This is a genomic window from Rhizobium sp. A22-96 (assembly GCF_053521805.1).
The window spans coordinates 480,904-506,408 of the sequence record NZ_JBNWDQ010000007.1; the positions used below are offsets into that span (position 1 = coordinate 480,904).

At 57.5% G+C, this 25,505-nt stretch carries 19 protein-coding genes and 2 pseudogenes; 11 read left to right on the forward strand and 10 right to left on the reverse strand.

Annotation, left to right across the window (positions count from 1 at the left end):
• The first annotated feature begins 97 nt into the window (after window positions 1-97).
• On the forward strand, window positions 98-1,255 hold the full coding sequence (locus ACQZ6F_RS29485; RefSeq protein ID WP_449095494.1) for a hypothetical protein: 1,158 nt from the start codon (window positions 98-100) through the stop codon (window positions 1,253-1,255).
• Window positions 1,256-1,363: 108 nt separating this feature from the next.
• On the opposite strand, the gene ACQZ6F_RS29490 is transcribed toward ACQZ6F_RS29485, so the two are convergent.
• Genes ACQZ6F_RS29490 through ACQZ6F_RS29500 form a run of 3 tightly spaced genes read right to left on the reverse strand, consistent with a single transcriptional unit; the run spans window position 1,364 to window position 11,108 of the window.
• Complete coding sequence (locus ACQZ6F_RS29490; RefSeq protein ID WP_449095493.1) at window positions 1,364-3,991, reverse strand: AAA family ATPase; 2,628 nt, start codon at window positions 3,989-3,991, stop codon at window positions 1,364-1,366.
• Window positions 3,988-5,112, reverse strand: coding sequence for a metallophosphoesterase family protein (locus ACQZ6F_RS29495; RefSeq protein ID WP_449095492.1), 1,125 nt, complete (start codon window positions 5,110-5,112; stop codon window positions 3,988-3,990). Before ACQZ6F_RS29495 ends, ACQZ6F_RS29490 begins: the two co-directional genes overlap by 4 nt.
• A 2-nt stretch (window positions 5,113-5,114) precedes the next feature.
• Complete coding sequence (locus ACQZ6F_RS29500) at window positions 5,115-11,108, reverse strand: DUF3320 domain-containing protein (protein WP_449095491.1); 5,994 nt, start codon at window positions 11,106-11,108, stop codon at window positions 5,115-5,117.
• A 754-nt stretch (window positions 11,109-11,862) separates the two neighbouring features.
• Here ACQZ6F_RS29500 and ACQZ6F_RS29505 point away from each other — a divergent pair.
• Genes ACQZ6F_RS29505 through ACQZ6F_RS29515 form a run of 3 tightly spaced genes read left to right on the forward strand, consistent with a single transcriptional unit; the run spans window position 11,863 to window position 13,680 of the window.
• Window positions 11,863-12,102, forward strand: coding sequence for a type II toxin-antitoxin system Phd/YefM family antitoxin (locus ACQZ6F_RS29505; RefSeq protein ID WP_113349381.1), 240 nt, complete (start codon window positions 11,863-11,865; stop codon window positions 12,100-12,102).
• Window positions 12,103-12,104: 2 nt separating this feature from the next.
• Complete coding sequence (locus ACQZ6F_RS29510) at window positions 12,105-12,524, forward strand: type II toxin-antitoxin system VapC family toxin (RefSeq protein WP_449095490.1); 420 nt, start codon at window positions 12,105-12,107, stop codon at window positions 12,522-12,524.
• Window positions 12,514-13,680 (forward strand): site-specific integrase, encoded by a 1,167-nt coding sequence (locus ACQZ6F_RS29515; protein ID WP_449095489.1) that lies wholly within the window; start codon window positions 12,514-12,516, stop codon window positions 13,678-13,680. The genes ACQZ6F_RS29510 and ACQZ6F_RS29515 overlap by 11 nt, the downstream gene beginning before the upstream one ends.
• A 95-nt stretch (window positions 13,681-13,775) precedes the next feature.
• Here the strand turns inward: ACQZ6F_RS29515 and ACQZ6F_RS29520 are convergent, their stop codons facing one another.
• On the reverse strand, window positions 13,776-14,147 hold the full coding sequence (locus ACQZ6F_RS29520; protein ID WP_449095488.1) for a hypothetical protein: 372 nt from the start codon (window positions 14,145-14,147) through the stop codon (window positions 13,776-13,778).
• Between the two features lie 266 nt (window positions 14,148-14,413).
• On the opposite strand from ACQZ6F_RS29520, the gene ACQZ6F_RS29525 reads away from it, so the two are divergent.
• Window positions 14,414-15,580 (forward strand): ATP-binding protein, encoded by a 1,167-nt coding sequence (locus ACQZ6F_RS29525; RefSeq protein ID WP_449095662.1) that lies wholly within the window; start codon window positions 14,414-14,416, stop codon window positions 15,578-15,580.
• A 394-nt stretch (window positions 15,581-15,974) separates the two neighbouring features.
• On the opposite strand, the gene ACQZ6F_RS29530 is transcribed toward ACQZ6F_RS29525, so the two are convergent.
• The gene (locus ACQZ6F_RS29530; RefSeq protein WP_449095487.1) at window positions 15,975-16,391 is read right to left on the reverse strand and encodes a hypothetical protein; all 417 of its coding nucleotides are present in this window, start codon (window positions 16,389-16,391) and stop codon (window positions 15,975-15,977) included.
• A gap of 112 nt (window positions 16,392-16,503) precedes the next feature.
• On the opposite strand from ACQZ6F_RS29530, the gene ACQZ6F_RS29535 reads away from it, so the two are divergent.
• The 3 genes from ACQZ6F_RS29535 to ACQZ6F_RS29545 are packed head-to-tail and all read left to right on the forward strand — an operon-like array spanning window position 16,504 to window position 18,334.
• Window positions 16,504-16,761: a type II toxin-antitoxin system VapB family antitoxin gene (locus ACQZ6F_RS29535; protein ID WP_449095486.1), complete on the forward strand. Its 258-nt coding sequence runs from the start codon at window positions 16,504-16,506 to the stop codon at window positions 16,759-16,761.
• Window positions 16,758-17,162: a type II toxin-antitoxin system VapC family toxin gene (locus ACQZ6F_RS29540; RefSeq protein ID WP_449095485.1), complete on the forward strand. Its 405-nt coding sequence runs from the start codon at window positions 16,758-16,760 to the stop codon at window positions 17,160-17,162. Before ACQZ6F_RS29535 ends, ACQZ6F_RS29540 begins: the two co-directional genes overlap by 4 nt.
• Window positions 17,159-18,334 carry a site-specific integrase gene (locus tag ACQZ6F_RS29545; RefSeq protein WP_449095484.1) on the forward strand — a complete coding sequence of 392 codons (1,176 nt, stop codon included), beginning with the start codon at window positions 17,159-17,161 and terminating at the stop codon, window positions 18,332-18,334. Before ACQZ6F_RS29540 ends, ACQZ6F_RS29545 begins: the two co-directional genes overlap by 4 nt.
• A 214-nt stretch (window positions 18,335-18,548) precedes the next feature.
• On the opposite strand, the pseudogene ACQZ6F_RS29550 reads toward ACQZ6F_RS29545, so the two are convergent.
• A pseudogene (locus ACQZ6F_RS29550) lies at window positions 18,549-18,945 on the reverse strand (type II toxin-antitoxin system VapC family toxin).
• Complete coding sequence (locus tag ACQZ6F_RS29555) at window positions 18,942-19,193, reverse strand: AbrB/MazE/SpoVT family DNA-binding domain-containing protein (RefSeq protein ID WP_449095483.1); 252 nt, start codon at window positions 19,191-19,193, stop codon at window positions 18,942-18,944. The pseudogene ACQZ6F_RS29550 and the gene ACQZ6F_RS29555 overlap by 4 nt, the downstream one beginning before the upstream one ends.
• Before the next feature lie 586 nt (window positions 19,194-19,779).
• Here ACQZ6F_RS29555 and ACQZ6F_RS29560 point away from each other — a divergent pair.
• Both ACQZ6F_RS29560 and ACQZ6F_RS29565 read left to right on the forward strand, forming a co-directional pair.
• Window positions 19,780-20,772, forward strand: coding sequence for an alpha/beta hydrolase family protein (locus ACQZ6F_RS29560; RefSeq protein WP_449095482.1), 993 nt, complete (start codon window positions 19,780-19,782; stop codon window positions 20,770-20,772).
• A 6-nt stretch (window positions 20,773-20,778) separates the two neighbouring features.
• Window positions 20,779-21,090, forward strand: a pseudogene (locus tag ACQZ6F_RS29565) (site-specific integrase); the annotation flags it as partial.
• Between the two features lie 420 nt (window positions 21,091-21,510).
• Here the strand turns inward: ACQZ6F_RS29565 and ACQZ6F_RS29570 are convergent.
• Window positions 21,511-22,035 (reverse strand): NUDIX hydrolase, encoded by a 525-nt coding sequence (locus ACQZ6F_RS29570; RefSeq protein ID WP_449095481.1) that lies wholly within the window; start codon window positions 22,033-22,035, stop codon window positions 21,511-21,513.
• 140 nt (window positions 22,036-22,175) lie between these two features.
• Window positions 22,176-22,520 carry an integration host factor subunit alpha gene (locus ACQZ6F_RS29575; protein ID WP_449095480.1) on the reverse strand — a complete coding sequence of 115 codons (345 nt, stop codon included), beginning with the start codon at window positions 22,518-22,520 and terminating at the stop codon, window positions 22,176-22,178.
• 1,484 nt (window positions 22,521-24,004) lie between these two features.
• On the opposite strand from ACQZ6F_RS29575, the gene ACQZ6F_RS29580 reads away from it, so the two are divergent.
• The gene (locus tag ACQZ6F_RS29580) at window positions 24,005-24,922 is read left to right on the forward strand and encodes a recombinase family protein (protein WP_449095479.1); all 918 of its coding nucleotides are present in this window, start codon (window positions 24,005-24,007) and stop codon (window positions 24,920-24,922) included.
• A gap of 402 nt (window positions 24,923-25,324) precedes the next feature.
• Here ACQZ6F_RS29580 and ACQZ6F_RS29585 read toward each other — a convergent pair.
• Window positions 25,325-25,505, reverse strand: a 181-nt coding sequence (locus ACQZ6F_RS29585; protein ID WP_449095478.1) for a hypothetical protein, incomplete at its 5' end; no start/stop codon positions are given.

Sequence of the window (25,505 nt, forward strand, 5' to 3'; positions counted from 1 at the left end):
GCGCGCGCAATAGTGATTTCATGGAAATTAGCTATCCGAGACCATCAAGAGATGACCAGGCCGTTACCTTGCCACCGTCGCTGCATGGCAGGCTCAGATGACTAGCAACGGGCTGCCGAGCGCATGGAGGGAGAATTTCTATTCTCTCTTTCCAGGCGAAAAACACGTGATTGACGAAAAGAACGCCCAGGCGATTGGCGCGATTGTCGCGCGAGCTTCCGCGGGCGGGCTGCTCAATTCTGGCAGCACCATGAGTCAGATCGCAACCGAGCTGGCGAATTCCATTCCCGAACGCGTTTCTCTCTCGATTGCGATTGTTAGAAAGGTCATAGCGGCCCACGGCGAAAGCATTTCCGGTGAAAACAAATCGGAATTGATCGCTCTATTGCAAAAGCTGGTTGTCGATCAGCAAGACCAGTTGAAGCACAAAGCCTTGAGCACGCCTCCATTCCGTTCAGCTCCACAGGCGGCACGGGACGCTGCCCTGAACTACATAGATCTGAAAGCAAATTTAGAAATCAACCGCATAGTTGGAGAGATCAATCTTATGGCCGCCAAAAAGCCTGCCCTAACGCCGCTCGATTCCACCGCCTATGAAATCCTGGCACTGCTGAAGGAAGAATTTGTCTCTGCGGGTCGAGCATCAACCGAGCTGGCAAACAGTTATGTCGGGCCATCACTGCCGGGCATTCAGCAGGCAATCATGACCGATGGTGCTGTATCACAGGTGGATTTCGACCTTTCATTGAGTGCCCTGGAAAATAACCAGATGGTCCAGACGGGACCGATGGTGCCGTTCGAAAACAAGCCCGGCTCTTCGATCATGGTTCTCGGTGTTTTCAGCAAACGCGAATACCTCAGCCTGACAGAGGATGGTTATCGCGCCGCCAATAGGCCCGAGGCGAGGACGCCACACGCCACGCACGGTCATTCCATCACGATCAAAGATAGTCACTTCCACAATTCGCCGGTCGGCGCAGGAACAAGTGTTACCCAGACAGTTGCCTTCGACGTGACCAATGAAAACGAGACGGTCAATTATCTGTACGAGCTGCTATCCCACAATAACGGCAAGGTCGACGCTTCAGCCAAGCAGGAAATCAAGGCGATGGTCGACGCAGCCAACGCCGGCGACATGAAGGCGGCAAAGCCTATTTTTCAGAAGCTGTTCGGCGGCGCTGCCGACGCCGTCAAGGAACTGGGGATTGGTGTCCTGACGGCCATCGTGAACAAGCAGTTAGGCATGGACGGCTAGCCCTTCACGTTCCGGCAAGAGCACACCTCGACGACTGTCTGCGCCGGCCTTCAGCAAAGTTACGACCTCCACCAAACGGCTATCTCGATCTTTTCAACCTAGGTGAGTCTACGGCTGCCAGTCCGTCATCTGAAGAATGTTTCCGCCGAGTTTCTGGAAGGCCCGTTGACGGCAGGAAAAGACAATGATCTGTTGGTCTCTGGACTGTCTGTGGAGTGCGTCGAACATCTTCTCGATACGGTCATCGTCCGAATAGACGAGTGCGTCGTCGAGGATGACCGGTGCCGGCCGACCGTCGCGGGCAAGCAGCCTCGCAAAGGCGAGCCGTGTCAGCACAGAGAGCTGTTCCCGCATGCCGCCGCTCAGGCGATCGACATCCTCCTCCTGGCCGTTGCGCAGGATGGTCTGGGGCAGAAGCGTCTTGTCGTCGAACGTGATCGCAACATCGTCGAAGAGCAGTCTGAGAAGCGGGGCCAGTTCGAGCATGACTGGCTTGAGATAGAGTTCTCGGGCATCGGACCGGGCGGTCTCCAATCCTGTAACCAGCCGCTGCAAGACAGCCACCTCCTTTTCGAACGCCTGTGCGCGTGCCATCGCGGCAGAGAGCGCCTCAGCGGTCTCACGCCATTTCTCTTCCACCGCCTCGTCGGATTGCGCACGAATCTCGGCGTTCAGGCCGGCGATGGTCTCGCGCAGCGTACTGACCTCCCTATCGGTTGCCTCCTCGATTGAACGCGTCCGCTTCAGGGTGGCTTCGAGCGACTCCAGATCGACAGCGGCAGCGCCAAGCCTTTTCGCATGTGCGTCGGCCTCAACGAGCGTCCGGTCAAGGTCGTCCAATGTGTTCAACAAAGCCTGTTCGCGTTCGCCGCGCGCTTCTTCTGGACCCAGGATCGCCATGACCTGCGCCCTGTCGGCCATCAACGAGGCCAATGCTGTCTCAGCAGCGACGAAGGCTTGGTCGGCGCGCGCCTGGAATGGCTCCGCCTCTCGCAGGACCTGCCTCGCCTTCTTCCGCCGCTCTTCAGCTTCGGCAAGTGCGGCGCGTACCTGCACGGGTTCTTGCTCTAGTTCCAGAACTTCCGTGCTTGCCGAATCGGAGTCCGCTGCCACCTTCTCGCGGAGCTTGGGTAGGCCTTCTGGTGCGAGCAATGACAGCCGGCCCCGCAGCTCACGTAGGTCAGCGTCCATCTGCTGCGCGCGGACCTGCCGCGTCCGCGCCATGCTGAGGTTGTCGACGCCCATTGAAGCGAGTAGCGTTCGGCGCTTGGCCGCGGCCTGCTCCAGGTCGTCGTTACTGCGGACCGGACGGTTCGACCGTAGCGTGATCATACCAAATCCCGGCACTGCGAGCTGCGCCTGCCCATCGTAGGTGCGCTCCTCCCCGTCCATCAGCGGCGTACCGTCCATCGTTACAGGGCCGACTGCGTCCGTCTTATAGTCAATCGCAAGTGACGGACGAACGGCCTCTTCGACTGCACGGAGCTTAGCAATGTCGACTTCAAGCGTGTGAAGTTCATCAATGGCGTTCGTGGGTATCTTCAAGAGCGAGAGTTGCGCTTCACCTTCTTCGAGGGCCTGGCGGGCGCTCTCCGCTTCTGCCAGCTGTTCCTTCCATTCTGCCAGGCGTTCGGATGCCTCGTGTGCCTTCAACGCCGCATCCAAGCGAGCAAGCAGATCACGTGTGTCCTGCTCCTCGGCCTCCGCGGCCTCGACATCCTCACGCGCCTTTTCGATCGCCTCAACGGCCTCGCGGCGTTTGCCCACAGTGTCGCCTCGGTGCCGCTCGGCGACAAGCAGCTTTTCCCGAAGCACCTTTTCATTTTCCTGGGCCGTCCGGAACGCTTTGAGATCCCGCTCCGCACCGATCCAGCGTTCGCGAACGAGCTTCAGTTCCGCCTCGGCTGTCTTTAGCTTCTCGCTATGCGTCTTGGCAGCGTCGAAAATCGCCTGTGCCGCCTCGATTGCCTTTCGCCGCTCGGCCCTGTCTTCGGCCCCGTCAAGTTCGGTGAGCCGCTTAATAGCGCTCGCCCGACTGTCCAACGCCTCGCGCAGTGCGGTGACTTCGTTCGAAAGCCTTTGCTCGTCCGCAGCGAGTTTATCGCGTTCCTCGATCACGGCGGCGTAGCGTCCGCCAGTCTTCGGTCTCCCGGTGGAAGTGACAAGTTCCGAAAGGGCTTCCCGCGCGGCGGCCATGATCTCGGCCATACGTCGCCCGCCGGTGACGGCCTCAACCTCTCCCTGCACGGATTCGAGCAAGCTCTGTCGGACTTGCTTTTCACCATCTTCTTCGGAGCGGCTTCGCTTTTCGATCCCAGTGATGCCCTGGCGCACCCAAAGGAGACCGGCTGGTCCGGCGGTACCTCCTCTGATCAGGCTGGCAATAAAGTTTTCTGCTTCGTCTGCCTGAGCCACGACCCGGCCGGTCCCCAGATCGGTCACGCGTGCGGATCGGCCGCCATAATATTGCTTGGTTATCCGGAAGCGGCCCTCCGCCGTCGAGATGTCGGCTTCGAGCAGTGGATTGCCGCCGCTGTAAGGCCGGAGCCTCTGGACATCGCCAGGGGTGCCTGAATGCGGTTGGAAGAAGAGCGCGTGCAGCGCCTCAAAGCTCGTCGACTTGCCAAACTCGTTGGCCGCGCATAACACGTTGACGCCATCGCCAATCCCCTCAATGGCAACACCGCGGCCGGCAAACCGCTTCACATTGAACAGGCGCAGTGCTGAAATCTTCATGGTGCGACCGCCTGTGCGTAGGAGTAGAGGCGTCCCAGTGCCGCCCGTGCGATTTCACGCTCAGCCGAAGAACGACTCTCGTCGTGAGCCTCTACAAGAAGCGCATTTGCGGCCTCGCGAAGTGCACCGCCGCGATCGATCTGGTCGAGGTCCTCCACCTCGCACTCTGTCGCAAGACCCGCGTCATCCAACTCAAGGAATGCGAAATCCGGCACCGCCCTGTCGGTCGCACCCGCCAGTGCCGCGCGCGCCGCCAAGCGACTGCGGCCTGTCGCCACCACACGGGCGAGCGTGTGCCTTCGATACCTAGCCTCAGGTAGCTGCGCTTGCAGAGCCGACACGGGATCGTCGCCGTCGAGCAGATGGAGATCGAAACTGCGCCAAGCAAAACTCGCGGTCGGCAGTGAGATCATCTCAGGGATGGCAGTGTGGCCGGCGACACTCACCAGCAACGCCGTACCCGGAAGTTGGTGTTTGAAACGATCGGGCTCGGGCGTACCACTGTAGTAGGTCCGCTGATCGACTTCGACCGCGCCGTGCCAGTCGCCGAGCGCGAGATAGTCGAGTCCGGCTCGCCGTGCTCGGTCCGGCGCAATTACATCGGAGGCGGCAGCCTCTTCCGAGAAGCTCCGGATGGCACCATGGGCAATCCCGATGCGGACCGTGCCCTCTGGAGTAGCTTCGCCGTCCATCCATTCGGTCAGGTCTCGGCCTGGGCGACGCGTCGTGCAAGGGGCCGGCAACAGCACAACGTCCGTCGCCAACTCGATCGGTCGAGGATCGACCGCAAGCGCGACATTTTCAGGCACTTCAGCATTCAATGTCGACCAAAGCTGCGTTGCCTCAAGCGAATCGTGGTTGCCGGGCAGAATCACCCACTGAATTGGCGCGTGGTGGCGCATCTCAGCGAGAGCCTGTCGTCGCACATCCGGCGCGGGCGTTTCGGTGTCAAACGTATCGCCCGCGAGCAAGATGGTAGTCGCACCTTGCTCGCGGGCGTGCTGGGCGAGCCGTGCAATCACGGAGTGTCTTGCTTCGCGCAACCGACCGGGCAGGTCGCCCGAGAAATTACCAAAACGCTTACCTAGATGGAGATCGCCTGAATGAATAAAACGGAACATGGCTACCCCAATGACTGAGTGGTTGAATCGTGCTGGCGGGCTCTCGCAATCGCTTCGTCCAGCCGCGAACGCGAAACAGCGGCGAGTCGCTCGACGCCGAGAAGACGAGCAAGTTCGCGCGCCGGATCTGGCTCGTCCAACAGGTCCGGATTATTGAGCACAACGAAGGCGAGTTCTGCGAGCGGGATATCGGCGATCGACCGGCGTGCGTCCTCGCTGGCGGGCTGCCGATAGGGAACGATGTCCGATATGGCTCCCTTCTTCCAGATGAACTCTCCGCTTGATTCCAGGGTTGTGTCGAGCCCACGCAAATGGAGGTCGATTCTTTCTCGGATGCGTCCGCCGGTGCGCAGCCAACCGTGGGCGCGCGAAAGCCGCTGGGCAAGGATGTCTGCCCGTAGGGGGCTTTCGGTTTCTATGACGGCTTCGATCATGCCTCGCAGGGTATCGCGATAACCGAATTCGAAAAACTGATCTGGGTCTGCTCGGAAACCGGACAGATCGGTGATGCTGTACCGGCGCTCCTCCACGGTTTCGTCAGGAGCCGGAGCCGCAGCTAGTTGCATCTCCGCCGCTTTGGGTTCGCCGAAGGCTACCGGCGTCTCCACATATACGAATTCGGTCTCTATGGCCACTGACGGCGGTGTGGTTTCTTCGCTCGGAACGGCGGCTTGGGCGCCGTGAATCTCGTTGATCCCGATTTCTTCATGTCCCGTGTTCCAAAGTGTCGGAATGTCATCTTGTTCCGCGATACGTCGCGCCCTGCTTTCCTCCAGCAGCCTTTCCAAATTCGCGTGCAGACGTTCCATGCAGCCTGCGGCATCAAACCACCAATCCGTCGACCAGACGCGGAGCATGTTCCAGCCAAGACCCCTCAATACCTGCTCGCGGACCTTGTCACGGTCTCTTGCCGTCGCAGAGCTGTGGTAGGTGGCGCCGTCACACTCCACGCCCGCCAGATAGGTGCCAGCCAGATCAGGGTGGCGGACGCCGAGGTCTATTCTGAAGCCGGAAATCCCGACCTGTGGCACGGCACTCCAGCCGCGGCGCTCCAATTGCACTGCGACGGCTTCCTCGAAGGAGGAATCGAAGCCGCCAACAGACCCGATATCTTGCGCCGGCAGGGCGATCGCGCCACGCTCGGCATAGTCAAGGAACGTCTTCAGATGCTGTATAGCGAGCCCCTTGGCTCGGGCTGGATCAATCTGGTCGGCCGTGAAGCCGGAAAACACGATGAGCTCCTGCCGCGCACGCGTCACAGCGACGTTGAGGCGCCGCTCGCCGCCGTCGCGGTTGAGAGCTCCGAAATCCATCGTCAGTTTTCCGGCGGCGTCCTTCCAGAACGTGATCGAAAAGAGGATGACATCCCGCTCGTCGCCCTGCACGTTCTCCAGGTTCTTGACGATTGTCGGCTCAACTCGTTCTTCGGCAAAGAACCACTCAAGTTCTGGATCATCCCGGCGCGCAGCGTCGAGAAGATCGAGGATCAGCGATTGCTGCTGAGCATTGAAGGTGATCACCCCGAGCGTCGGGCGATCTTTTTCCGGCAATTTCAACCATCCCTTCATTCGGGAAACAGCTTCTTTCGCGACAGCCTCCGCCTCGATCCGATTGGTCCGGCTCTTGCCGCGGTCGTAAACACCGTTCTGCACTTTGCGCAGATGCACCGCGCGATCTTCAACGGCCGGTGATGGAAATGTCACCAGACGGTTCTGATAGTAGTGATGATTGGAGAAGGCGATCAGGGATTCGCTTCGGCTGCGATAGTGCCATCGCAGATCGCGGATCGGAATTCCGGAGGCTTTGGCCTCGTCGAGAATGCTCTCGAGATCTTTCTCGTGGTCGGCAATTTCCTCCTCTTCCTCGTTACGCCCGAAAAAGTTCGTCGGCGGCAACTGCTTCGGATCGCCGACGATGATGGTCTGGCGCGCCCGCGCGATGGCGCCAACGGCGTCCCAAGTCGTAATCTGCGAAGCTTCATCGAAGATCACAACGTCGAACAGCGCCTGATTGGGCGGGAGATACTGAGCGATGGAGAGCGGCGACATGAGCATGCAGGGCGCGAGCTTGGAAAAGTTCTGCGGCATCTTGCCGATCATGTCACGTATCGAGTGGCTTGGCCGCTGCAACTCCATCTGGTAGCGCAGCAGCCCGAGTTCCGAATTGCGTGGAACGCTCTGCACGGGCGGCAAGCCATGGGCGATCACGCTGATGACACGCTGGGTGGCATGCGATCGCACGAGATCGTCGATCTCACGGAATTCATTGATGGCGTTCTCATGTTGAAAGCGCCGAAAATTCCGTAGCACCGTATCGGAGTCGAGGACCTTCGGGAGCCACCACCGGGCATATCCAAGTCGAAACGCGGCCCGTGCTTCGTCGGGTCGGATTGTCTCCTTCTCAATCTGTTCGACCAGAGAGGAAAGATTAGACGCGATGGCCCGGTTTCTGATCCGGCACCAGGCCGACCAATCGCGTAGAAGATATCGCGCATCCACAAGCGTATCGAGTTTCTCTCTCAACGCCGTTAGGTCAGGGCCATCTACCTCGGCAAAATTGCCTCGCCCCGCAGCCTCGCCGAAACGCTGACGAGCAATCCGCAGGCCTTCGACTGCCGCGAGAAGTCTGTCTCCCCCCTGCCGGACCCAGTCGTTTTCGACAGTCTCACGCAGGCACGGGGCGATGGAGCGGAGCACCGATCGTATCTCTTCTTGATCTCTTCCCGGAATGGGAATGGCGGCACGAAATTCCCTTGCGAGCTCAAGGATTTCGGCGGCGGCTCCAACATCGGTCGCCAAACCCTCCATCGGTAGAGGTTTCCCCGCCAACGGGCTCTGCTCGACTACCAGCAGGCATTCCTTCATGCGCCGCAGCAGTGGAAGGTCCCGATCAGGCTCCGCGGTACCGTGATCCGCATAACCTTGCAGCAATTTCTGGACTTTACGTTTGCCGAGCATCGCGCTGGGCCAGAAAGAAGCATTGGCCTCCCGCCATTGGCGGTCCAGCACTTCCGGGTCTAGGTCGCGGATGGCGGAAACGCCATAGGATGCCGCAAGTCCCTGCTCTGCCTCACGATAGGCCTTGATGGACCGTCCAACATTTTCCAGAGCCTCGGCGCATCGTGGGAAATCTCGGTCGTATGCGATCGTAATGTCACGGCCTCGGCTTCTCTGCAGTACTTGCGCAAGAGCTACCAGTGCCTGGCGTTCTAATTGAGAAATTTGTTCCTGCGGCCTGAACCCGAGGCTTACGAGATATCCGTCAACTGAGTCGGTAAAAAGATCGATCGCATTCCGCAGCGATTGCGCTGCCGCCAGCAAACCATCCTGCCAGCCGGAACTCCATTCGCCAACATCAATGAGATCCAGCACGGGCTGCCGCTCGACCGATGCGAAAACGAGGCCGAGTTCAGCGGCAAGGTCCTCAAGCGCGTGCAACGTCTGCGTATCATGAGCGTCCCGTTCCAGCCATGACAAGGCGGGTGCCGGAGCCTCCGCGGCTTTCAGAGCTATTCCCAGTGCCAGATAGGGCGTCCATCCATTCGGATAGCGCGTATGCAAAGCCTCGACATAGGTATTGAGTTCGTCACGACGCAATCGAAGGCGCTCATTGATCGCGATCCATTCGGACGCATCGGTTCGGCCGCCGTGCTCCCAGGCCGCCTTCAGCTGTCCAAGGAAATGCCGGCGATCAGCCTTGTTCGAGTGCAACTCGATACAGTGCTCTCCCAGGCCGTGCGCGCGCAACCGTCGATAGACGACATCGAGCGCGGCTGTCTTTTCGGCGACGAACAGAACCGTCTTTCCCACCGCAAGACAGTTGGCGATCATGTTGGCGATGGTTTGACTCTTGCCCGTCCCAGGCGGACCGACGATGACGAAATCCCGTCCTTCTGCCGCCGCGAGGCTTGCCGCCGTCTGCGATGAATCTGCGGGAAGAAGTGAGATGATGTCCGCTGGCGCATAAACACGATCGAGCTCACGCTCGTCGCGGAATGGCCCTTGTCCGCTAGCCTCTTGGAACGCTGCCTCCGGTGTGTCGATTAGGTGACGGACCACCCGGTTCTCGCGAAGCGCCTCGGTGCGTTCGACCAAATCCTTCCACATGAGAAATTTTGCAAAGGAGAAGGTCGATAGTGCAGTCTCGTCTACAACCTCCATGCCGGGAACGTCGCGGATCGCCTGCCGCATCATGGCGAGAATACGTGGCACATCCACCCCACTATCGTCGAGCGGTAAGTCGCCGCCAAACTGAGGAAGCGTCACGTCGAAATCCCGCTCCAGGAATTGCAGAAGGGTCGCATTGAAGCGCGGCTCGTCTTCGTGGAAGCGAATCGTGAAGCGCGAACTGGCGCTGCGGCGCTCAAGTTTTACCGGCACCAGTAGAAGCGGCGCTCGATAGCTGCGCTCGTCATCCGGCTTTTTCCTCCAACGAAGGAAGCCTACGGCGAGAAAAAGAGTATTCGCCCCGCCTTCGGCAAAGTCGTTACGGACCTGCCGGTAAAGATCGATTAGGCGGGGCTCGAGTTGCCGCGCATCAAGGGGCGAGGGAAGCTCGTCCCTGAGCAAGGCTTCGGCTGCAAAGCCGCGTTGGAGATCACGGCCGTGTACATCACGATAGAGTGCTGCATCCCGTTCTCCGAGCGGATTCTGTTCGGGCAACGATATGATCCGAATTGCGGCGCCATTCGCGAGCCGGTCTTCGAGATAGGACACATCAGTGCAAAGGAACGGAATCGTCTTCTTCGAATCCGGAAAGTTTAGGAGTCGGTTGCGAAGGGTCAAATCAAGCAGCTTCTTCTGCCATCGATCGATGCGACCGGCAGCACTGGTCGGCTTCACCTCGATGGTTTCAGCTGGCAGCTCACTAACATTAGGGGCCGAGGGAAGCGGTAAGTCCGCGACGGAAGCTGTTTCGTCGTCGAAGACGTTGCGCCGAATCGGCTCATGCGAGGCGAGCGGCATAATTCCGCCGCTTCGCGAACGTCTGACATCGATCGCCGCGACGAAAGCCTGGGCTTCTTCTTCTCCAAGACGGCTGTCCAGGGCGCGCTGGGCGCTTTCTAACGTCATGGAAGGGCGATGCGTCACACCGGTCGTTTCAAAAACAATCAACTCGCGCGATGCCAGAGCCTTCCGGACCTCCATCTGATCCGTCTCTATCGCATGGGCGAAGGTCCTTTTGATCAACCATACGCCAACTGCCGCATGCCCGTTGAACATCAAGATAACGGGATGCAATCCCGCGGCTTCCAGCCCGGCAGAAAAAAGTAGCGTCGTATCGAGACAGGTCGCCAGCCGCTCTTCCGCGATCGTGCTTGGACGCCGGATCTTCTGGCCGCGGCTCTCGAAGCTCACCGGCGGCTCAGCGTAGTGCAACCCCATCCCCGCAATCGCGGAATAAGCAGCAGCGGCCAGCATATAAGCGCGTTGAGGATTTTGCGACTGGTACCCGTCCAATCCGCCTGGATGACCGTGCGCAACAAGCGTCTCCGCCGCCGTTCTCAGGATTTGGGCCACGCCCGGATCGTTCGGCATGACGAAAGCTGGTAGCAATTGTGCCATATCGTCGACACCGCCCCACTCATCCCGCGCAAGTAGTCTGACCGGAAGGCGTTGTTCGTCGAGGATTTCCCCACTCGAGGATAGGCGTAGTGTGATCTCGCCGCGTTCCGCCTCGTTGAGACCCGCAAGGTAGCTAGCGTCGAACTCGACCTTTCGATCAATTAAGGGAAGCCTGTCTCCTGGTATGAGACGATCAACTGTCCATGACTTCGGCCTTAGAAATGATGGCGAAGATGTCAATTCAATACGACAGTTCTCGACGTGCCTATCCGTATTGTTCTCAATGAGAATTGATCGGATGACCGGCACAGCATTTTGGTAGGACGCATAGGTAAAGCTCGCCGCAACATCGGCAACGATTGCAGGATTCTTAGGTCTACCGCCGAGGTCAATTTCTTGTGTCTCGTTATTACTTGTCTCGGAACCTTGCATCGATGTATCCCCCTCGCGAAAGATTAGCGATGTTTTCCAATTTTAAGAAGAGTTTTGTTCGCGTGGAAATTTCTTTTTTTTCGAGAGTTTTCTCTCTCAGGTTACATCCGGCTATTCCAAGATGACAGCGTGCGGTTCTCGACGATCTCATCCGCCATTGCCACACTCATGAGACCGCAAACGATAGCTTCAGCTTCGAGACTTCCCCAATTGACGTTCGATTTTGATAGGAGCAATGTCGAGCGATAGGTGCCATGCCGGCAGCGGGCGGGTTTCAGTCAGCACGGAGATCATCTTGCTGCGGACACGCCTTATTGTCGGAAGGCCCGATCTCGCGCGCTCCCATGATCATGCCTAGAACGGTGGCTCTGATCCCAATGACGTCTTATGCCCCCCGCTACCGATTATGGTAGAATAGCATTGAAGGCACGATTGCCTTCCAAATCGGTACCCTACTCGAATCTTCCCCTTTCACCCAGATCCTGAATAGATATTGCCGAATTTTCACTTCATTAACCATATGAATCAACGCTGTTCTTTTCCCATAATGAATCGAACACGGCTCTAATTTCCACTCGTCATACAGCGTTTGTCTGCGCCTCTCACTATCGATAAGTACCAAGTATCGATAGTGATATGACCTACTGCTTGACCAACAAGGATTCTGCGCCTATTGTCGCGTAGAACGTCGAGTTGCAGGCCCTGCCACGATCTGCGCGACGAGACAGTGAATTCCAGCTTCCGGAGAATTTTCATGAGCGTCACCGTCAAGGTCGCAGAGGCCAAGGCCCATCTTTCCGAATTGCTGGCCCGCGTCGAGGCCGGCGAAGAGGTCATCATTTCCCGCGGCAACGATCCGATCGCCGTATTATCGCGCATTCGCAAGGAGAACGATATCGACAAGACGATCGCTGAAATCAGAGCGATGCGTCAGATGGCCAAGCCCGTTACCCAAGAGGAAATCCGCGCCTGGCGCGATGAGGGCCGCGCGTAATCATGTCTTTCGTTGTGGACGCCTCTATCGCCGCCAGCTGGTTTCTTCCCGATGAGCAGAGCGAAGCCGCCGAGCGCCTGATTGGCGTACTGGCCGTCACACCAGGCCTGGTTCCATCGCTATTTTGGTTCGAAGCCCGCAATCTGTTTGTCATGGCCGAGCGCCGCAGTCGATTGCCGGCCGGGGCAGCGCTGACAGCGACATTGAAGTTGCGCAGTTTGCCACTTGATGACCGCGGTTCGGGCAATGATGTCGCCATCGTCGATCTCGCTATCCGGCACGGCCTTTCAGGTTATGATGCCAGTTACGTTGCGCTTGCGAAATCTGCCAACGTGCCATTGGCGACAGCCGACCGGAAGATGGCAAACGCAGCCAGAAGCGAAGGCATTGCGATCGTGGGACCACTTGAGCATGAGCACTAATCGGCATCCAGCGGATTTGCCGGTTCTGAAGCGTGCCGAAGAACTCGATGCGCTCGACTCCATCCTGCCCTTTGCCCGGCGCGATCAGCTGGCCACCCTGCTGACGGACGATGACGTCGCCACCCTCAAGCATCTGGCCAAGGAGGGCATGGGCGCCAATACGCTGAGGGCACTTGCCTCCGATCTCGGCTATCTCGAAGCCTGGTGCGAGCTTGCCATTGGTGTGCCTCTGCCCTGGCCGGCGCCGGAAAGTCTGCTGTTGAAATTCGTCGCCCATCATCTCTGGAACCCGGTCAAACGCGCCGAGAATCTCGATCATGGCATGCCAGCTGAGGTCGAGTCGGGATTGCGCGCAAAGGGCCTGCTGAGGGTTGATGGCCCGCATGCGCCCGACACGGTGCGCCGGCGGCTGACCTCCTGGTCGATCCTGACGCGCTGGCGTGGCCTGGCCGGATCATTTTCGGCGCCATCCCTGAAATCCGCGCTAAGGCTCGCCGTACGGGCGAGCGCCCGGCCAAGGCAACGGAAGAGCAAAAAAGCTGTCACCGGCGACGTGTTGGCAAAGCTGCTGGCCACATGCGGTGGCGAGCGGCTGGTCGATGTCCGCGATCGCGCCCTGCTGCTGACTGCCTTTGCCTCCGGCGGCCGCCGGCGCTCCGAAGTCGCCGAACTCCGTATCGAGGATTTGGTCGACGAGGAGCCGGTGCATACCGACCCGAAAAATCCGGCCTCCCCTCTTCTCCCCTGCCTGACCATCAATCTCGGCCGCACCAAAACCACGACCGCCGGGGATTGGGCGCATGCCATTCTGATCGGCCGGTCGGTCGAGGCGCTCAAGCGATGGATAGGGAAAGCCAGGATCGAGACCGGCCCAATTTTTCGTCGCATCGACCAAAGGGGCAACGTCAATCGCCGCGCCTTGACGCCGCAGTCGGTCAATCTGATCCTGAAGGCACACTGCAAACAGGCTGGTTTCGATCCGGCGGGGTTTTCCGCACATGGGCTACGATCCGGCTATCTGACGGAAGCCGCAAACCGCGGCATTCCACTTCAGGAGGCTATGCAGCAATCCCTGCATAAATCGGTCACGCAGGCGGCGAGCTACTACAACAACGCCGAACGGAAGAACGGGCGCGCAGCGCGACTGATCATTTGACGGAACTGTTCCTCACATCGCACAGCTGGCGCGAAAGTATTATGCCGGCAACTTAGCTTGCCCTCAAAGAATGCTGCGCGACCAAGTTGTCGATATCAACGCCAACCCCTGCCATAGCCATAGTCCGAGCCGTCAAAATCGCGATAGTCGGAGTCGTCCTCATAACGCGGACCGCTGCTGTACCGATAGCTCGAGCGACCATAGTCGCGATAACCGACATTGCCTTCGTAGCGCGGGGCCCTGCTGTAGCGATAGTCTGCCCTATCGTCATACTGAGGGCGATTCCTATCCTGGACGAGAGCGCCGACAACCAGCCCGCCAATAATGCCTGCGGCCAGCCCGCCGACGATGGCTGCTCCTCTGTCGCCATGGCGGCGATAATCATGAGCGCTGGCCGTCCCATAGGAGGTCAATATGCTGCCGGTAGCGACCAGTGTGGCAAGTGTTGAGACAATGATCTTTTTCATCGACTACTCCATCAGGGCCTGGGTTGGGAGGTAAGGCTCTTTCTGGTTACTTGATGACATTCGTGCGCTGAACCGGCTCTGAATGTTGCGTTTCTCTGCCATTCATCGAACATTGGGTGAAAGCCCCTAGCTATGTCCCGCCGACACTTCACGAGGGAGTCATTGAGCACACGGTAATGTAAATGCTGCGCTGCGCGCTGACTAGCGCGGCTCGGCATCAACATATCATCCTTGCAATTATGGAATTCTACTCCATAATTGCAAGGATGATTGAACGCCGAATTACCCCTGAACTGAACGAGCTGATCGATACGAGCCCTGCCGTTGCGCTGATTGGCCCGCGCCAAGTCGGCAAGACGACACTGGCCCTCAGCATAGCCTCCCAACGTCCGTCAATCTACCTTGACTTGGAATCAGATGCTGATCGGGCCAAGCTCGCCGAGCCGGAGCTATATCTCAGTCAGCATAGTGACAAGCTGGTGATCTTGGACGAAGTTCATCGCCTTCCTAATCTTTTCCAGAATTTGCGCGGGCTTATCGATCGTGGCAGACAACGCGGAAGAAAGGCTGGACATTTCCTGCTGCTAGGATCTGCATCCATCGACTTATTGAAACAGTCGGGCGAAACGCTGGCAGGTCGCATCGCGTATCTTGAAATGGGTCCCATCGATGGCTTGGAAGTGCCCACTGACGATTTGAACAGCTTATGGTTACGAGGTGGATTTCCAGACAGCCTCCTCGCGACAAGTGATCGGTCAAGCCAGCGATGGCGCCAGGACTTTATCCGTACCTATTTGGAGCGGGATATTCCGTTGCTTGGCCCCCGCATCCCCGCCGAGACATTGCGGCGCTTTTGGACCATGCTCGCACATCACCAATCCGGACTTCTGAATGCCGCAGAATTTGCACGTTCGCTCGGCGTCGACGGCAAGACGGTCGCCTCCTATCTCGATCTTCTGGTTGACCTACTCCTCGTGCGGCGCCTCGAGCCTTGGCACGCGAACGCTGGCAAACGCTTGGTGAAATCTCCGCGGGTCTACGTTCGCGATAGCGGCATTACCCATGCCCTTCTGGGACTGGCCACCCAAGAGGACTTGCTCGGACATCCCATCGCCGGCGCAAGCTGGGAAGGATTTGTGATCGATACGTTGATTGCAGCAGCACCGCGCGGAACTCAAAGCAATTTTTACCGCACTTCGGCTGGTGCGGAGATCGACCTTCTTCTGACACCCCCCGGCGAACGGCCCTGGGCTATCGAAATCAAGCGAAGCCTCACACCGAAGCTCGAGAAAGGCTTTTATCTCGCATGCGAGGATCTCGACCCAGCACGGCGCATCGTCGCTTATCCTGGGCAGGAGACTTTCCCCATAAAGCACGATGTGCAAGCCATGCCCCTAGCCTCGATAGGCAAAGCTCTGGCTGAACTTGCCTAGCGAATAGATATGCATATCGCCTAGAGAAGCCCACTCCAGCGTCTCTCTCGGCATCTATGCGCGAGCAAAGCAATAGCGCTTCCATTTAAAGCACACCATTCTGCGCCATTTCGCCCATGGATGGCTGCTGACCGGTGCTCCGCGGCAGAATGACCGCCGTTATGATCGACTAAAAACGCGCGCCGTGTGACCTCCTTTTCGGTCATAAAACACGCTTACAAGTGACCCCTTTTCTTGCGCTTTCCTTGTCTGTGCCGGCGCCATAAAAATACCTCGGAAAATAAACGGCAACGCGACAAGGGCGAGTCGCATTCCCTGCAGCAACAGTTGATCTGGTGTGCCCGCGTCTGGCCCCCAGGTGCCGAGGAGTTCCACGGATGGGCTCGTCTTAACTCTATCGACGCTCAAACTCTTGACCCACCGCTGAACGTAACAGTTCCACCAACTCCACCCAGTTCGACCGAGCTGATGCCGATCGAAGCAAATACTCGCAATTGATCAAGAGAGCGGCGTTTCGTCTGGGATTTATGAGCAGGATTTCCGACCAGATATCGCTGCCATTTTCAAGGGACCTTGCATACTTCAATAGCCAGTACATTAGCACCTGGCGGAGTTCACTGGCTCCAAAGTTTCGTTCGGTATGCTTGACCTCGATCAACATCGACCCGAGCGCGAAATCACCGTTGCCGGAAGCCACCCAACCCAAACCTGGAATGAGAGGCGCGTGCTCCATTCTCGCAGATGGCCGCTGCGCTTGAACACTGTTTAGCATTGTCACTAGATTTTGCGCAGCGTGATCGGCGATCTCCATGTCCGACTTCTCGAGCCTGTCAGATATCGATAGTGAGCCATCTGATAGAGCTTCCATTGCCATCTAAGGTCGGAACCGCTATATTTGACGGGATATTGATAGAGGAAAGCCGATGTCTGAACCACAACTCTCCGTCCGTAGCACAAAGGCGAGAGACCTGGCCCATGCGATGGCGCGCCGTACCGGTCAGCCAATCAACAAGCTCGTCGAGCAGGCGCTCGAGCGCTACGATCTGGAACTGCGCCAACAGGCCGCCCGAACCCCGATCGATGTCCTATCAGAAATGATGGCCGAGGGTCGCCGTACTGTGCCGACTGGCACAACTTCCGCGCATGACGACTTCTACGACGAAAATGGTTTGCCAGAATGATCGCTGTCGATACGTCCGTCATCCTGGCGATGGCCTTGGGAGAGCCGGAGGCCGAACAGTTTACATCGTTGGTGGGCCGAGAGGCGCTTGCGATCGGCTGGCCTACCCTGCTTGAGGCTCGAATGGTGCTTACAGGAAGAGGATTCCCAAACGCTTCGGACATAATTGATCAGTTTGTCCGGCTGCCGAACGTAACTGCGATCGCTTTCGACGAGAAGCATTATCGTGAAGCGGAAAGAGCGTTCGATCGTTTTGGCAAAGGCCGTCATCCAGCCACACTCAATATGGGCGACTGCTTTTCCTACGCCGTGGCTACGGTCGCCAAGGCCCCACTCCTGTTCAAGGGCCAGGATTTCGATAGGACCGATGTCAAATGCCATCCCGCGTCGGCAACGCAATGACACGTAAGGCCATCACGCAGCCCTCCCCTACCGATCCTGTGGTGCGCAGAGCCGAGGAGCTCGACGCGCTCGATTCCATCCTTCCCTTCGATCGTCGTGATCAACTCGCGACGCTACTGACAGACGAGGACGTTGCCACCCTCAAACATTTGGCCAATGAGGGCATGGGCGACAATACGCTGAGGGCACTCGCCTCTGACCTCGGTTATCTTGAGACCTGGTGTGAACTCGCCACCGGCTCTCCCCTGCCCTGGCCGGCGCCGGAGGCACTTCTGCTGAAATTCGTCGCCCATCATCTCTGGGACCCCGAGGAGCGCGCCGCGAATCCGAGCCATGGCATGCCGGCCGAGATCGAGACGGGATTGCGCAGCAAGGGTCTGCTGCGCGCCGAGGGGCCACATGCACCAGATACCGTGCGTCGGCGATTGACCTCGTGGTCGACCTTGACACGCTGGCGTGGCCTGGCGGGATCCTTTACCGCTCCCTCTCTGAAGGCTGCTCTCAGGCTTGCCGTGCGGGCTAGTGGGCGGCCGAGGCAGCGCAAGAGCAAAAAGGCCGTCACTGGCGACATCCTGGCAAAGCTGTTGACCACCTGCGCCGGCGACCGCCTGGTCGATCGTCGCGATCGCGCCCTGTTGCTTTTGGCCTTCGCCTCCGGCGGCCGTCGACGCTCTGAAGTCGCCGCCCTCAGGACCGAAGATCTTGTCGATGAGGAACCGGTGCTTGCCGATCCACGCAACACCGCCTCCCCTCTCCTCCCCTGTCTGACGATCAAACTTGGCCGCACCAAAACCACGAATGTTGAGGACAAGACCCACGCCGTCCTGATCGGTAGCCCGGTCGAGGCTTTGAAACAGTGGATCGCGGAGGCAAAAATCGAGAGCGGACCGATCTTTCGCCGGATCGACCAATGGGGCAATGTGGATCGTCGCGCCTTGACGCCGCAGTCGGTCAATTTGGTCCTAAAGGTGCGCTGCAGGAAGGCAGGCCTCGATCCGGAGGCATTTTCCGCCCACGGACTCCGGTCCGGTTATCTGACCGAGGCTGCTAATCGTGGCATTCCCCTGCAGGAGGCCATGCAGCAGTCTCTGCATAAATCGGTAGCGCAGGCCGCAAGTTACTACAACAATGCCGAACGGAAGAACGGGCGGGCAGCAAGGCTGATCGTCTAATCCAAACAGACGGTATTTGGATCGATAAAGAGCATCGCAAAATTCTCACTTTCGCGAATTCCTCCGTTTGGCCTGCCGCCGGCTTTTGAGCGTGGTTTCGCAGGCGCCCGATGTTCATTGTAGATGCGATGACGCAGCCGTATTCCAATGCGACGCGGAGAACAAACTTGGTGGGAGTGCGTAGCCAGCTCGAAATCAAGAACTGGTCCCGACGTCAGGAAAGGATTTGTGCATCCTGCCCTTGTCGGGTGAGCAACTCGACGGCCTGTTTATCGAATGCAAAAGATCTCACCGCCAAGCCAATTGCCCTCATACGCTATAATGCCGTCTGCAAAATCCCCACCAGCCTCGAGGATCGCAAGCCCCGCCTCAACGGCCGGCCAGTTCATCACGACATTCCCAGCCTCGAGCAAATCGCGGATCGTCACGGCAGCATCTTCCTTCGGCAGCTTCGCGCCTCGAAGCAATATCCAGACCAATTCGCACAAGCCGGGCAAAGAAACCGCGATCAGCGATGCCTCTTTCAGAAGCTTGCTTGCTGCCTGGCCCTGCTTCGCATCGTCCTGCAAAACAGCCCGAGCGAGGACGTTTGCATCGACCGAAATCTTCATTCGCTGCCGGCCCAACCAGAGGCGACAATCTCGTTCATCTCTTCAATCGTCATCGGCTTTTTAACTCGACCTGCGTGCCGTCCGATGAAACTATCAATGCTGCCCGACGGCTTTGCCGCTTTCACCCGAAGCTCGCCGCCCGGTAGCTTATCAAAGTCGATCCGCTCCCCCGGCTTAATGCCCAGATGTTGCAGTAGGTCCCGCTTTAACGTGACCTGTCCTTTCATCGTTACCGCTAGTGAAGCCATGGAAGTTCCTTTCCGTTGAGTATGACTGTATAGTAATTGAACTATTCATTACTAACAGGCCACTTTAGGAATCATATTGCCTGATTTGGTATCATTTGCGGCTGGAAGCGAAATGATATCCTAGTTCACCACCCAAACGAGACCATGCCAATTCGACCCAGTCACGCGGTGACTGGCTGCATCAAGCGCCAATCTCTAAGACAATCTTACCTGATGCGCGCCCAGTCGCCGGTAGATCGAGCGCTTCTTTGACTTCATCAAGAGATATTCTGGAACCGCCGGCTTCCAACTTGCCCGGCTCAACGAGGTCTCGGATGGATGATCACTTGTCGGCATAGGGCTTGCATTGGGCACGCCCGAGACCAACCCCATGGGGCATCCCCTTCGTCCTCCGGAAAGGGGCGGCCGTCACTTGAGAGGCAAGATGATCCAGAGACCCTCACAAGAAAACTCTATGCAGATGCCGGTGAGAGGTTCGTCAGCGGCGTAATGTCTGTCGATGCAGAAGGACACCGACCCTATGGCAAGGTCTTATCGATGAAGATACAAGCATCGTACCGGTAATTTTGGGGCAGTAGAGGACAAAATGCAGGTTGGTTTTCGGACAGGGAATGCCATTGACCCTCTTCGGCAAAATTGGGATGGAACTGCTCCTCGTCCCTTGGTTTGGACAGCGTGGTATCCGACCGATGAGAGTTCGATTGTCCATATGCCCGCCGAAAAATCGTGGTTTAGGAAAGAAGCTGTTGCTTTCAATGCGCCCGCAGCCTGCTCAAACACGACTCTGCCTCTTGTTCTTCTTTCGCATGGCACCGGAGCCACGGCCGCAAGCTTGGAGTGGCTGGGTTTCCGCCTAGCTCAGCGGGGTTTTGTCGCATTGGCCGTAAATCATCATGGCAATACTGGTTCCGAATCATACCGCGCCGAAGGGTTCCTTTGCATGTGGGAACGAGCGAGTGACCTCACGGCTATTCTCGACGAACCGAGTTGGCGGAGGGAACTGAACGTTGAAATCAATCATCAGATATGCGTCGCAGGGTTCTCAGCGGGAGCCTACACAGCGCTTCTTTTAGCGGGAGCGCGTGTCGCCTTCTCACAATTCGAACCGGACAATCCGGTTAAAAGCCCCATACGAGGGCCAAGAGAGTTTCCGAACCTCGTCGACCAACTTCCAACGCTGTATGGGAACCCGGTCTTTCGCACTTCCTGGGAACGACGCCGAGGCGACTTTTCTGATCCCAGGGTCCGAGCAGCGTTCGCGATTGCACCTGGCCGCTCCGTATTAGGTTTCTCACAAGATAGCCTTCAAGCCATCAGAAAGCCGGTCCAGGTAGTCGGCGGCGACGGGGATATGATTGCTCCACCTAAACAATGCTGTGACTGGCTGTCTCGACATATCCCGTTTTGTAAGACAGAAATTTTGGGCGAAGGTGTCGGCCACTACACTTTCCTACCGGAAGGTTCGGAAAACGGGCTGACGGCCGCGCCCGAACTTTTTCTTGATGCAGATGGTGTAAGCAGGACGGCTATCCATGAGGAGGTGGCGGGAAAGGCAGTACGTTTCTTCGCGACCACATAACCAAATATGTTGCTGCTGACCTTTGCCTCCGGCGGCCGTCGACGCTCAGAAGTTGCGGCCCTCAGGATCGAAGATCTTGCTGACAAGGAACCAGTGCATGCCGATAGCGCCTCCCCTCTCCTCCCCTGTCTGACGATCAACCTCGGCCGCACCAAGACGGCAAACGCAGAGAACACGGCTCACACCGTCCTGGTCGGCAGCCCAGTCTCGGCGTTGAAGCTGTGGATCGCGGAGGCAAGAATTGCGAGCGGGCCGGTCTTTCGACGCATCGACCCATGGCGCTACGTTAGTGGATCGGTAGCCTTCCCGTCGCACGTTTGAAGCTAATGCTGAACGCTCTCTCCGACGTGGAGCCAGCCATCCCCTCGCCTCTATCATGATCCAATCATGGCGAGAGGCAATCTTCACAAATCCCGCAACAGTCCTCGTCCATGGGGGCGCGACGCCCGCAACACACGCAAGACGATCCCTCCCCGCCGCATCCATCCGGCTCTGGAGGTAGTATTTCGATGGTTGCATCGGGAAGAACTAGGGTGGAGGGCATGTCGACCATTTGGGGCTCCGGGTGATTTCGAACTTAAGATGGTGACGCCGGTCGAGCAGACAAGATGGACGCCTTGGCGGTGCCTGAGCGCACGCCCCCTCTGCCAAACATAGCTTGCTAGCGGCTTGATAGCGATGATTGTTCGCTAAGTGCGCGGTTGCTTATGTCGGTTTGTGACGCCGATCCCACTAGATCTACTGTGATTTCCTGGCCTGCGGGACGAATTGGACGAGCAGCGATTTCAACTCGACCTCACGAACCCGTCTGGCAGCCTCGTCCGGCGTAACCCAGTTGAGGACTCGTTGCCCCTTCTCCTTAAAATCGGAACGGATCTCTTTGACCTCAATTTCGAACATCTCGACGATGCAGGGGGCAACGTCGCCGCCGTCAAGATCCTTCAAATAGGTGTATCGGCCTATCGCCTTTTTCCTGACGGTGCCGCGAACGCCAGCCTCTTCCCAGGCTTCAACGGCCGCAGCCTCGTAGGGCTTTTTCCCCTTCATTGGCCATCCCTTCGGAATAATCCATCGCCCACTGTCCCGAGATGTGATGACGAGAATCTCGAAATCTTGCCCGCTGTCCTTGTAACGAAAGCACAACGCGCCGAACTGGCTGCGAAATGTTCCGGCAAACAGTTTGTCAGGTTTTTGCGCCAGCTGTTGGAGTAAGCGCTTCGATTTGTCCGGTGACGGTTTTCCACCTTGCTTCTTTGACTTCATAACAGTTGAAGTTGTCAAAGTTCCAACAACATCTCAATTGGCGTGACGGCGTTTCAGCGGATTTATAGCAATCAAATTGCGAAAATGGCCCTCCTAGCCTTTAACGGGCACGTCAAAAGCACCATCGGCGGCGGTCTGGGTTACCGGTTGGGATCCGGTGGCGAGGTTTTGACCTTCGCCTTCCGACTTTTATGAGATTTTTGAATACGGAATTTCATCTCGTCTGACGCAGTAAACTTCACTACTCGACGCGCAGAAATCAGGACCTCCTCTCCTGTTTGCGGATTGCGGCCCGGGCGGTCCGTCTTGGCATGCAACTGAAACGAAGCAAAGGATGAGAGCTTTATCGATTCACCCCACACAAGTGCATCGCTGATCTCACTAAGCACAACGTCGACAAGATCGGAGGATTCCGTTCTTGAAAGACCGATCTTCTGAAACACTACATGCGCCAAATCGGCGCGCGTCACAGTCTTCGTGGTCATATCTTTTGATCCAAGGCTCCGCAGATAGATACTGCTATATAGCGGATTGAGAGCCAGGGATGTAGCCTCATCGTTGCCGGCTCATGACCTAATAGCCGCGTCTATCAGAGACGGAATTAGACATCCGTACTCCCTATTTCCAATCGGACTGGATGATGCCGACGTCCATGCTATTCTCTCAATTACTACGCCACCTCCCTCTTCGAGAGTCATATTTTTTGACGAAGACTGAATTTGCGACATAGTAACCAAGCTGGACAGCCACATCGACCGGGCCGCTTCCATTCAAACGAGGACTACTCTCGAATAGATATGTGGTAGACCTTTCACCTGCATGTGCGACGGCAGGCAGTTGAGAAAGCAGACAAGCCGATAGAACGAACATTCTTAGCAAATACGCCCCCGATCTATGAATTGTAACGATCCTGCCTCTAGCCCGATGCCGTTTACGCATGACCCGAAGTTGGGAAGATTGGCGTGGCAGCCGGATCTGCCAATTGCGTGATTGAGATTTGTTGTAACGCAGTTCATTCGCTCGCATGCCGCGGTACTACTTTGCGCGTTCCCGGCTGCTGGGTCGACGTGCATTTACCTCAGCGGTATGAACTCAGTCCCCGCGCGCTGCCCTACCCTCCGATGCTGACCGGAATAGGATTTCCATACGCTTCGGACATAATTGATCAGTTTGTCCCGCTACCTGACCTAGCTGCTATTGCTTTCAACCAGAAGCATGATCGAGAGGAGCGCTCGGGCAGTGATTTCGGGCGGACCGATGTAAAAGGCCATCCCGTGTCGTCAATCCAATAACAACCAAAGCCATAGCCCAGCCCCCTGCGGGACCCGGTGCTGCGTCGTGCCGAAAAGTTAGATGCTATTTTCCACCTCTTGGGCCGTGATCAACTGCCAGGGCTGCCAACCGTCGCTGACATGACCACCCATCTGCCATCTATGGGCAATGGAAGCAAATTTAGATTTCCATTCCATAAGGGAAATTTATACTGCTATTTCAGTATGATAGAATTTGCTCTTCCCACTCAATCCCGGCGGCTATTCAGTGCATTGGCGATCATTCTACCGCTTGCGACACTCCACCTGCTCATCCCCTTTCTCGCAGATGAGACAGGACCGCCTGAACCAACTCACAATACTCCATCGCGGCCTGGGCTTCAATGTGACACCGACCATTTTGACGTCAGTCTGACGGACTAGGAAGCGGAGGTCGAGATCAGTCCGGCCTCGTGAAGGATTGCTACCTGCCCTAGGCAACGGGATCGGGCTGATCGCTTGCGACGTCGGCAATACCTAGATTTTTCATCTTTAAGGCCCATCCACGCGCCTTTACCCGCTGCGATGGATCGTTGCCTATCCTTGGTCAGAAAACGCGCTGTGTGGCCTTCCTTTTTGACCATAAATCATGCTTGCAAAGGATCGTTTTCTCACGCATTTCTTATCTGGACAAGAGATCATCAAAGGGCGAGAGAGTCATGGCAAAACGGCAGCTTGGAAATGTCTCGCCAACGTCGAGGCGCCTCATCGGCTATGCGCGCGTCTCAACCGACGATCAGGTTCACGATGCGCAGATGGACGATTTGCGCATCGCCGGGTGTGAGAGGATATTTCAGGAGCACTGCTCGGGCGCATCGCGAGCTCGACCGGTTCTGGCGAGGCTATTGAGTGAGCTTACCGCCGGCGACGTTCTTGTCGTCGTCCGGCTGGATCGCATCGCACGATCGGTCGGCCATCTCTTGCAAGTGATCGAGGATCTAGGTAAGCGCGGCGTCCACTTTCGGTCGCTCCGCGATCCTATCGACACGGCCACACCACAGGGACTGTTTTCCCTCCAAGTCCTTGGTGCCGTCGCGCGGTTCGAACGCGCCCTGATTACAGAGCGCACCAAAGCCGGCATCAAAGCGGCAAAGGGCCGTGGCAAGATGCCAGGCAACCCTGGTCTACGTGAGCGACGACCGGACGCGATCAAAGCTGTGTCGAAGGCACGGGAAAAACTCTATATCGACGAGCTAATTTCCTCTGCCCAAACTTGGCTCCCGACCGTTAGGCAACTTCGTCCGCAGCATAGTTGGGACAACGTCGTACAGGTCCTTAATCGTCGAGGCCATGACTGGACAGTCGAAAGGCTACGCCGTGCGGTGCATCGCATGGTCCGCGAAAAATTGGCCGAGCCCGAGCTGCTGGCTCGCTCTCCGCGCCGCGCACCTGAGGATCACCTCATGAAACTTGTCGCGGTCATTGCCATTGCGGATCCAGGACTGTCGCTGCGCGATATTGCCGCTCAACTTGATCAAATGGGAGAGCGGCCGGCACACGGCGGACGGAAATGGCAACCATCGTCCGTTCGCGACCTTTTGGGTGAGGCGCATCGGTTTGGCCTCATTCGTCACTAAGCGTACGCACTATCAACCTGGCGAGTTGCCGAGAGCCGTCGGCCAGCCATATGCAAATGGGTTGCCGCTCTTCCTATGGCCTCGCCGCAGTCGCCAAGACGCCCGCTTGCTGAAGAACCAGGATTTCGGCAGACAGATGTCAGATGCGATCCGGCGTTGTCCCCCAACGATACGCAAAACCAGCACTCAGCCCTCCCCTTCCGACTCTGTGCTACGCAGAACCACGAGGCTTGATGTGCTGCTCACTTCCTGATTCTGATCCCCCGCCCCAGAGGGCGCTTTCGGCTTTGAGCTTAAGGAAGCTTGCCAGTGTATTCAGTTTCACGGCGACAGATGGGTATTCGACAGTCCTGTCAAATTCCCGAAACAGATGTGCTGTGAGATAGCGTTGTAACCCCGGAGCTACCCAATTGCGAGATTAAGGCGCTGGAGGCATGTTTGAATATCAATATGGCGATTGGCCCGCCTACGAGTGCCCCAGGGCTCGGCCTCGGCAAAACCCATAATCGTCGCTGAGATCCCTTTTGGGTCCAGACGCAGCCGTCCGTTGCCGTCATGGTCCATACTGGATCGAATGAGCTTG

Bases quoted from the DNA above. Each gene is read 5' to 3' on its own strand.
- ACQZ6F_RS29555 (WP_449095483.1), bottom strand. From the start codon at position 19,193: ATGGCTTCACTAGCGGTAACGATGAAAGGACAGGTCACGTTAAAGCGG.
- ACQZ6F_RS29530 (WP_449095487.1), bottom strand. From the start codon at position 16,391: ATGGAGATCGCCGATCACGCTGCGCAAAATCTAGTGACAATGCTAAAC.
- ACQZ6F_RS29560 (WP_449095482.1), top strand. From the start codon at position 19,780: ATGCAGGTTGGTTTTCGGACAGGGAATGCCATTGACCCTCTTCGGCAA.
- ACQZ6F_RS29540 (WP_449095485.1), top strand. From the start codon at position 16,758: ATGATCGCTGTCGATACGTCCGTCATCCTGGCGATGGCCTTGGGAGAG.
- ACQZ6F_RS29580 (WP_449095479.1), top strand. From the start codon at position 24,005: ATGGCAAAACGGCAGCTTGGAAATGTCTCGCCAACGTCGAGGCGCCTC.
- ACQZ6F_RS29535 (WP_449095486.1), top strand. From the start codon at position 16,504: ATGTCTGAACCACAACTCTCCGTCCGTAGCACAAAGGCGAGAGACCTG.
- ACQZ6F_RS29520 (WP_449095488.1), bottom strand. From the start codon at position 14,147: ATGAAAAAGATCATTGTCTCAACACTTGCCACACTGGTCGCTACCGGC.
- ACQZ6F_RS29525 (WP_449095662.1), top strand. From the start codon at position 14,414: ATGATTGAACGCCGAATTACCCCTGAACTGAACGAGCTGATCGATACG.
- ACQZ6F_RS29500 (WP_449095491.1), bottom strand. From the start codon at position 11,108: ATGCAAGGTTCCGAGACAAGTAATAACGAGACACAAGAAATTGACCTC.
- ACQZ6F_RS29490 (WP_449095493.1), bottom strand. From the start codon at position 3,991: ATGAAGATTTCAGCACTGCGCCTGTTCAATGTGAAGCGGTTTGCCGGC.
- ACQZ6F_RS29575 (WP_449095480.1), bottom strand. From the start codon at position 22,520: ATGACCACGAAGACTGTGACGCGCGCCGATTTGGCGCATGTAGTGTTT.
- ACQZ6F_RS29510 (WP_449095490.1), top strand. From the start codon at position 12,105: ATGTCTTTCGTTGTGGACGCCTCTATCGCCGCCAGCTGGTTTCTTCCC.
- ACQZ6F_RS29545 (WP_449095484.1), top strand. From the start codon at position 17,159: ATGACACGTAAGGCCATCACGCAGCCCTCCCCTACCGATCCTGTGGTG.
- ACQZ6F_RS29515 (WP_449095489.1), top strand. From the start codon at position 12,514: ATGAGCACTAATCGGCATCCAGCGGATTTGCCGGTTCTGAAGCGTGCC.
- ACQZ6F_RS29495 (WP_449095492.1), bottom strand. From the start codon at position 5,112: ATGTTCCGTTTTATTCATTCAGGCGATCTCCATCTAGGTAAGCGTTTT.
- ACQZ6F_RS29485 (WP_449095494.1), top strand. From the start codon at position 98: ATGACTAGCAACGGGCTGCCGAGCGCATGGAGGGAGAATTTCTATTCT.
- ACQZ6F_RS29505 (WP_113349381.1), top strand. From the start codon at position 11,863: ATGAGCGTCACCGTCAAGGTCGCAGAGGCCAAGGCCCATCTTTCCGAA.
- ACQZ6F_RS29570 (WP_449095481.1), bottom strand. From the start codon at position 22,035: ATGAAGTCAAAGAAGCAAGGTGGAAAACCGTCACCGGACAAATCGAAG.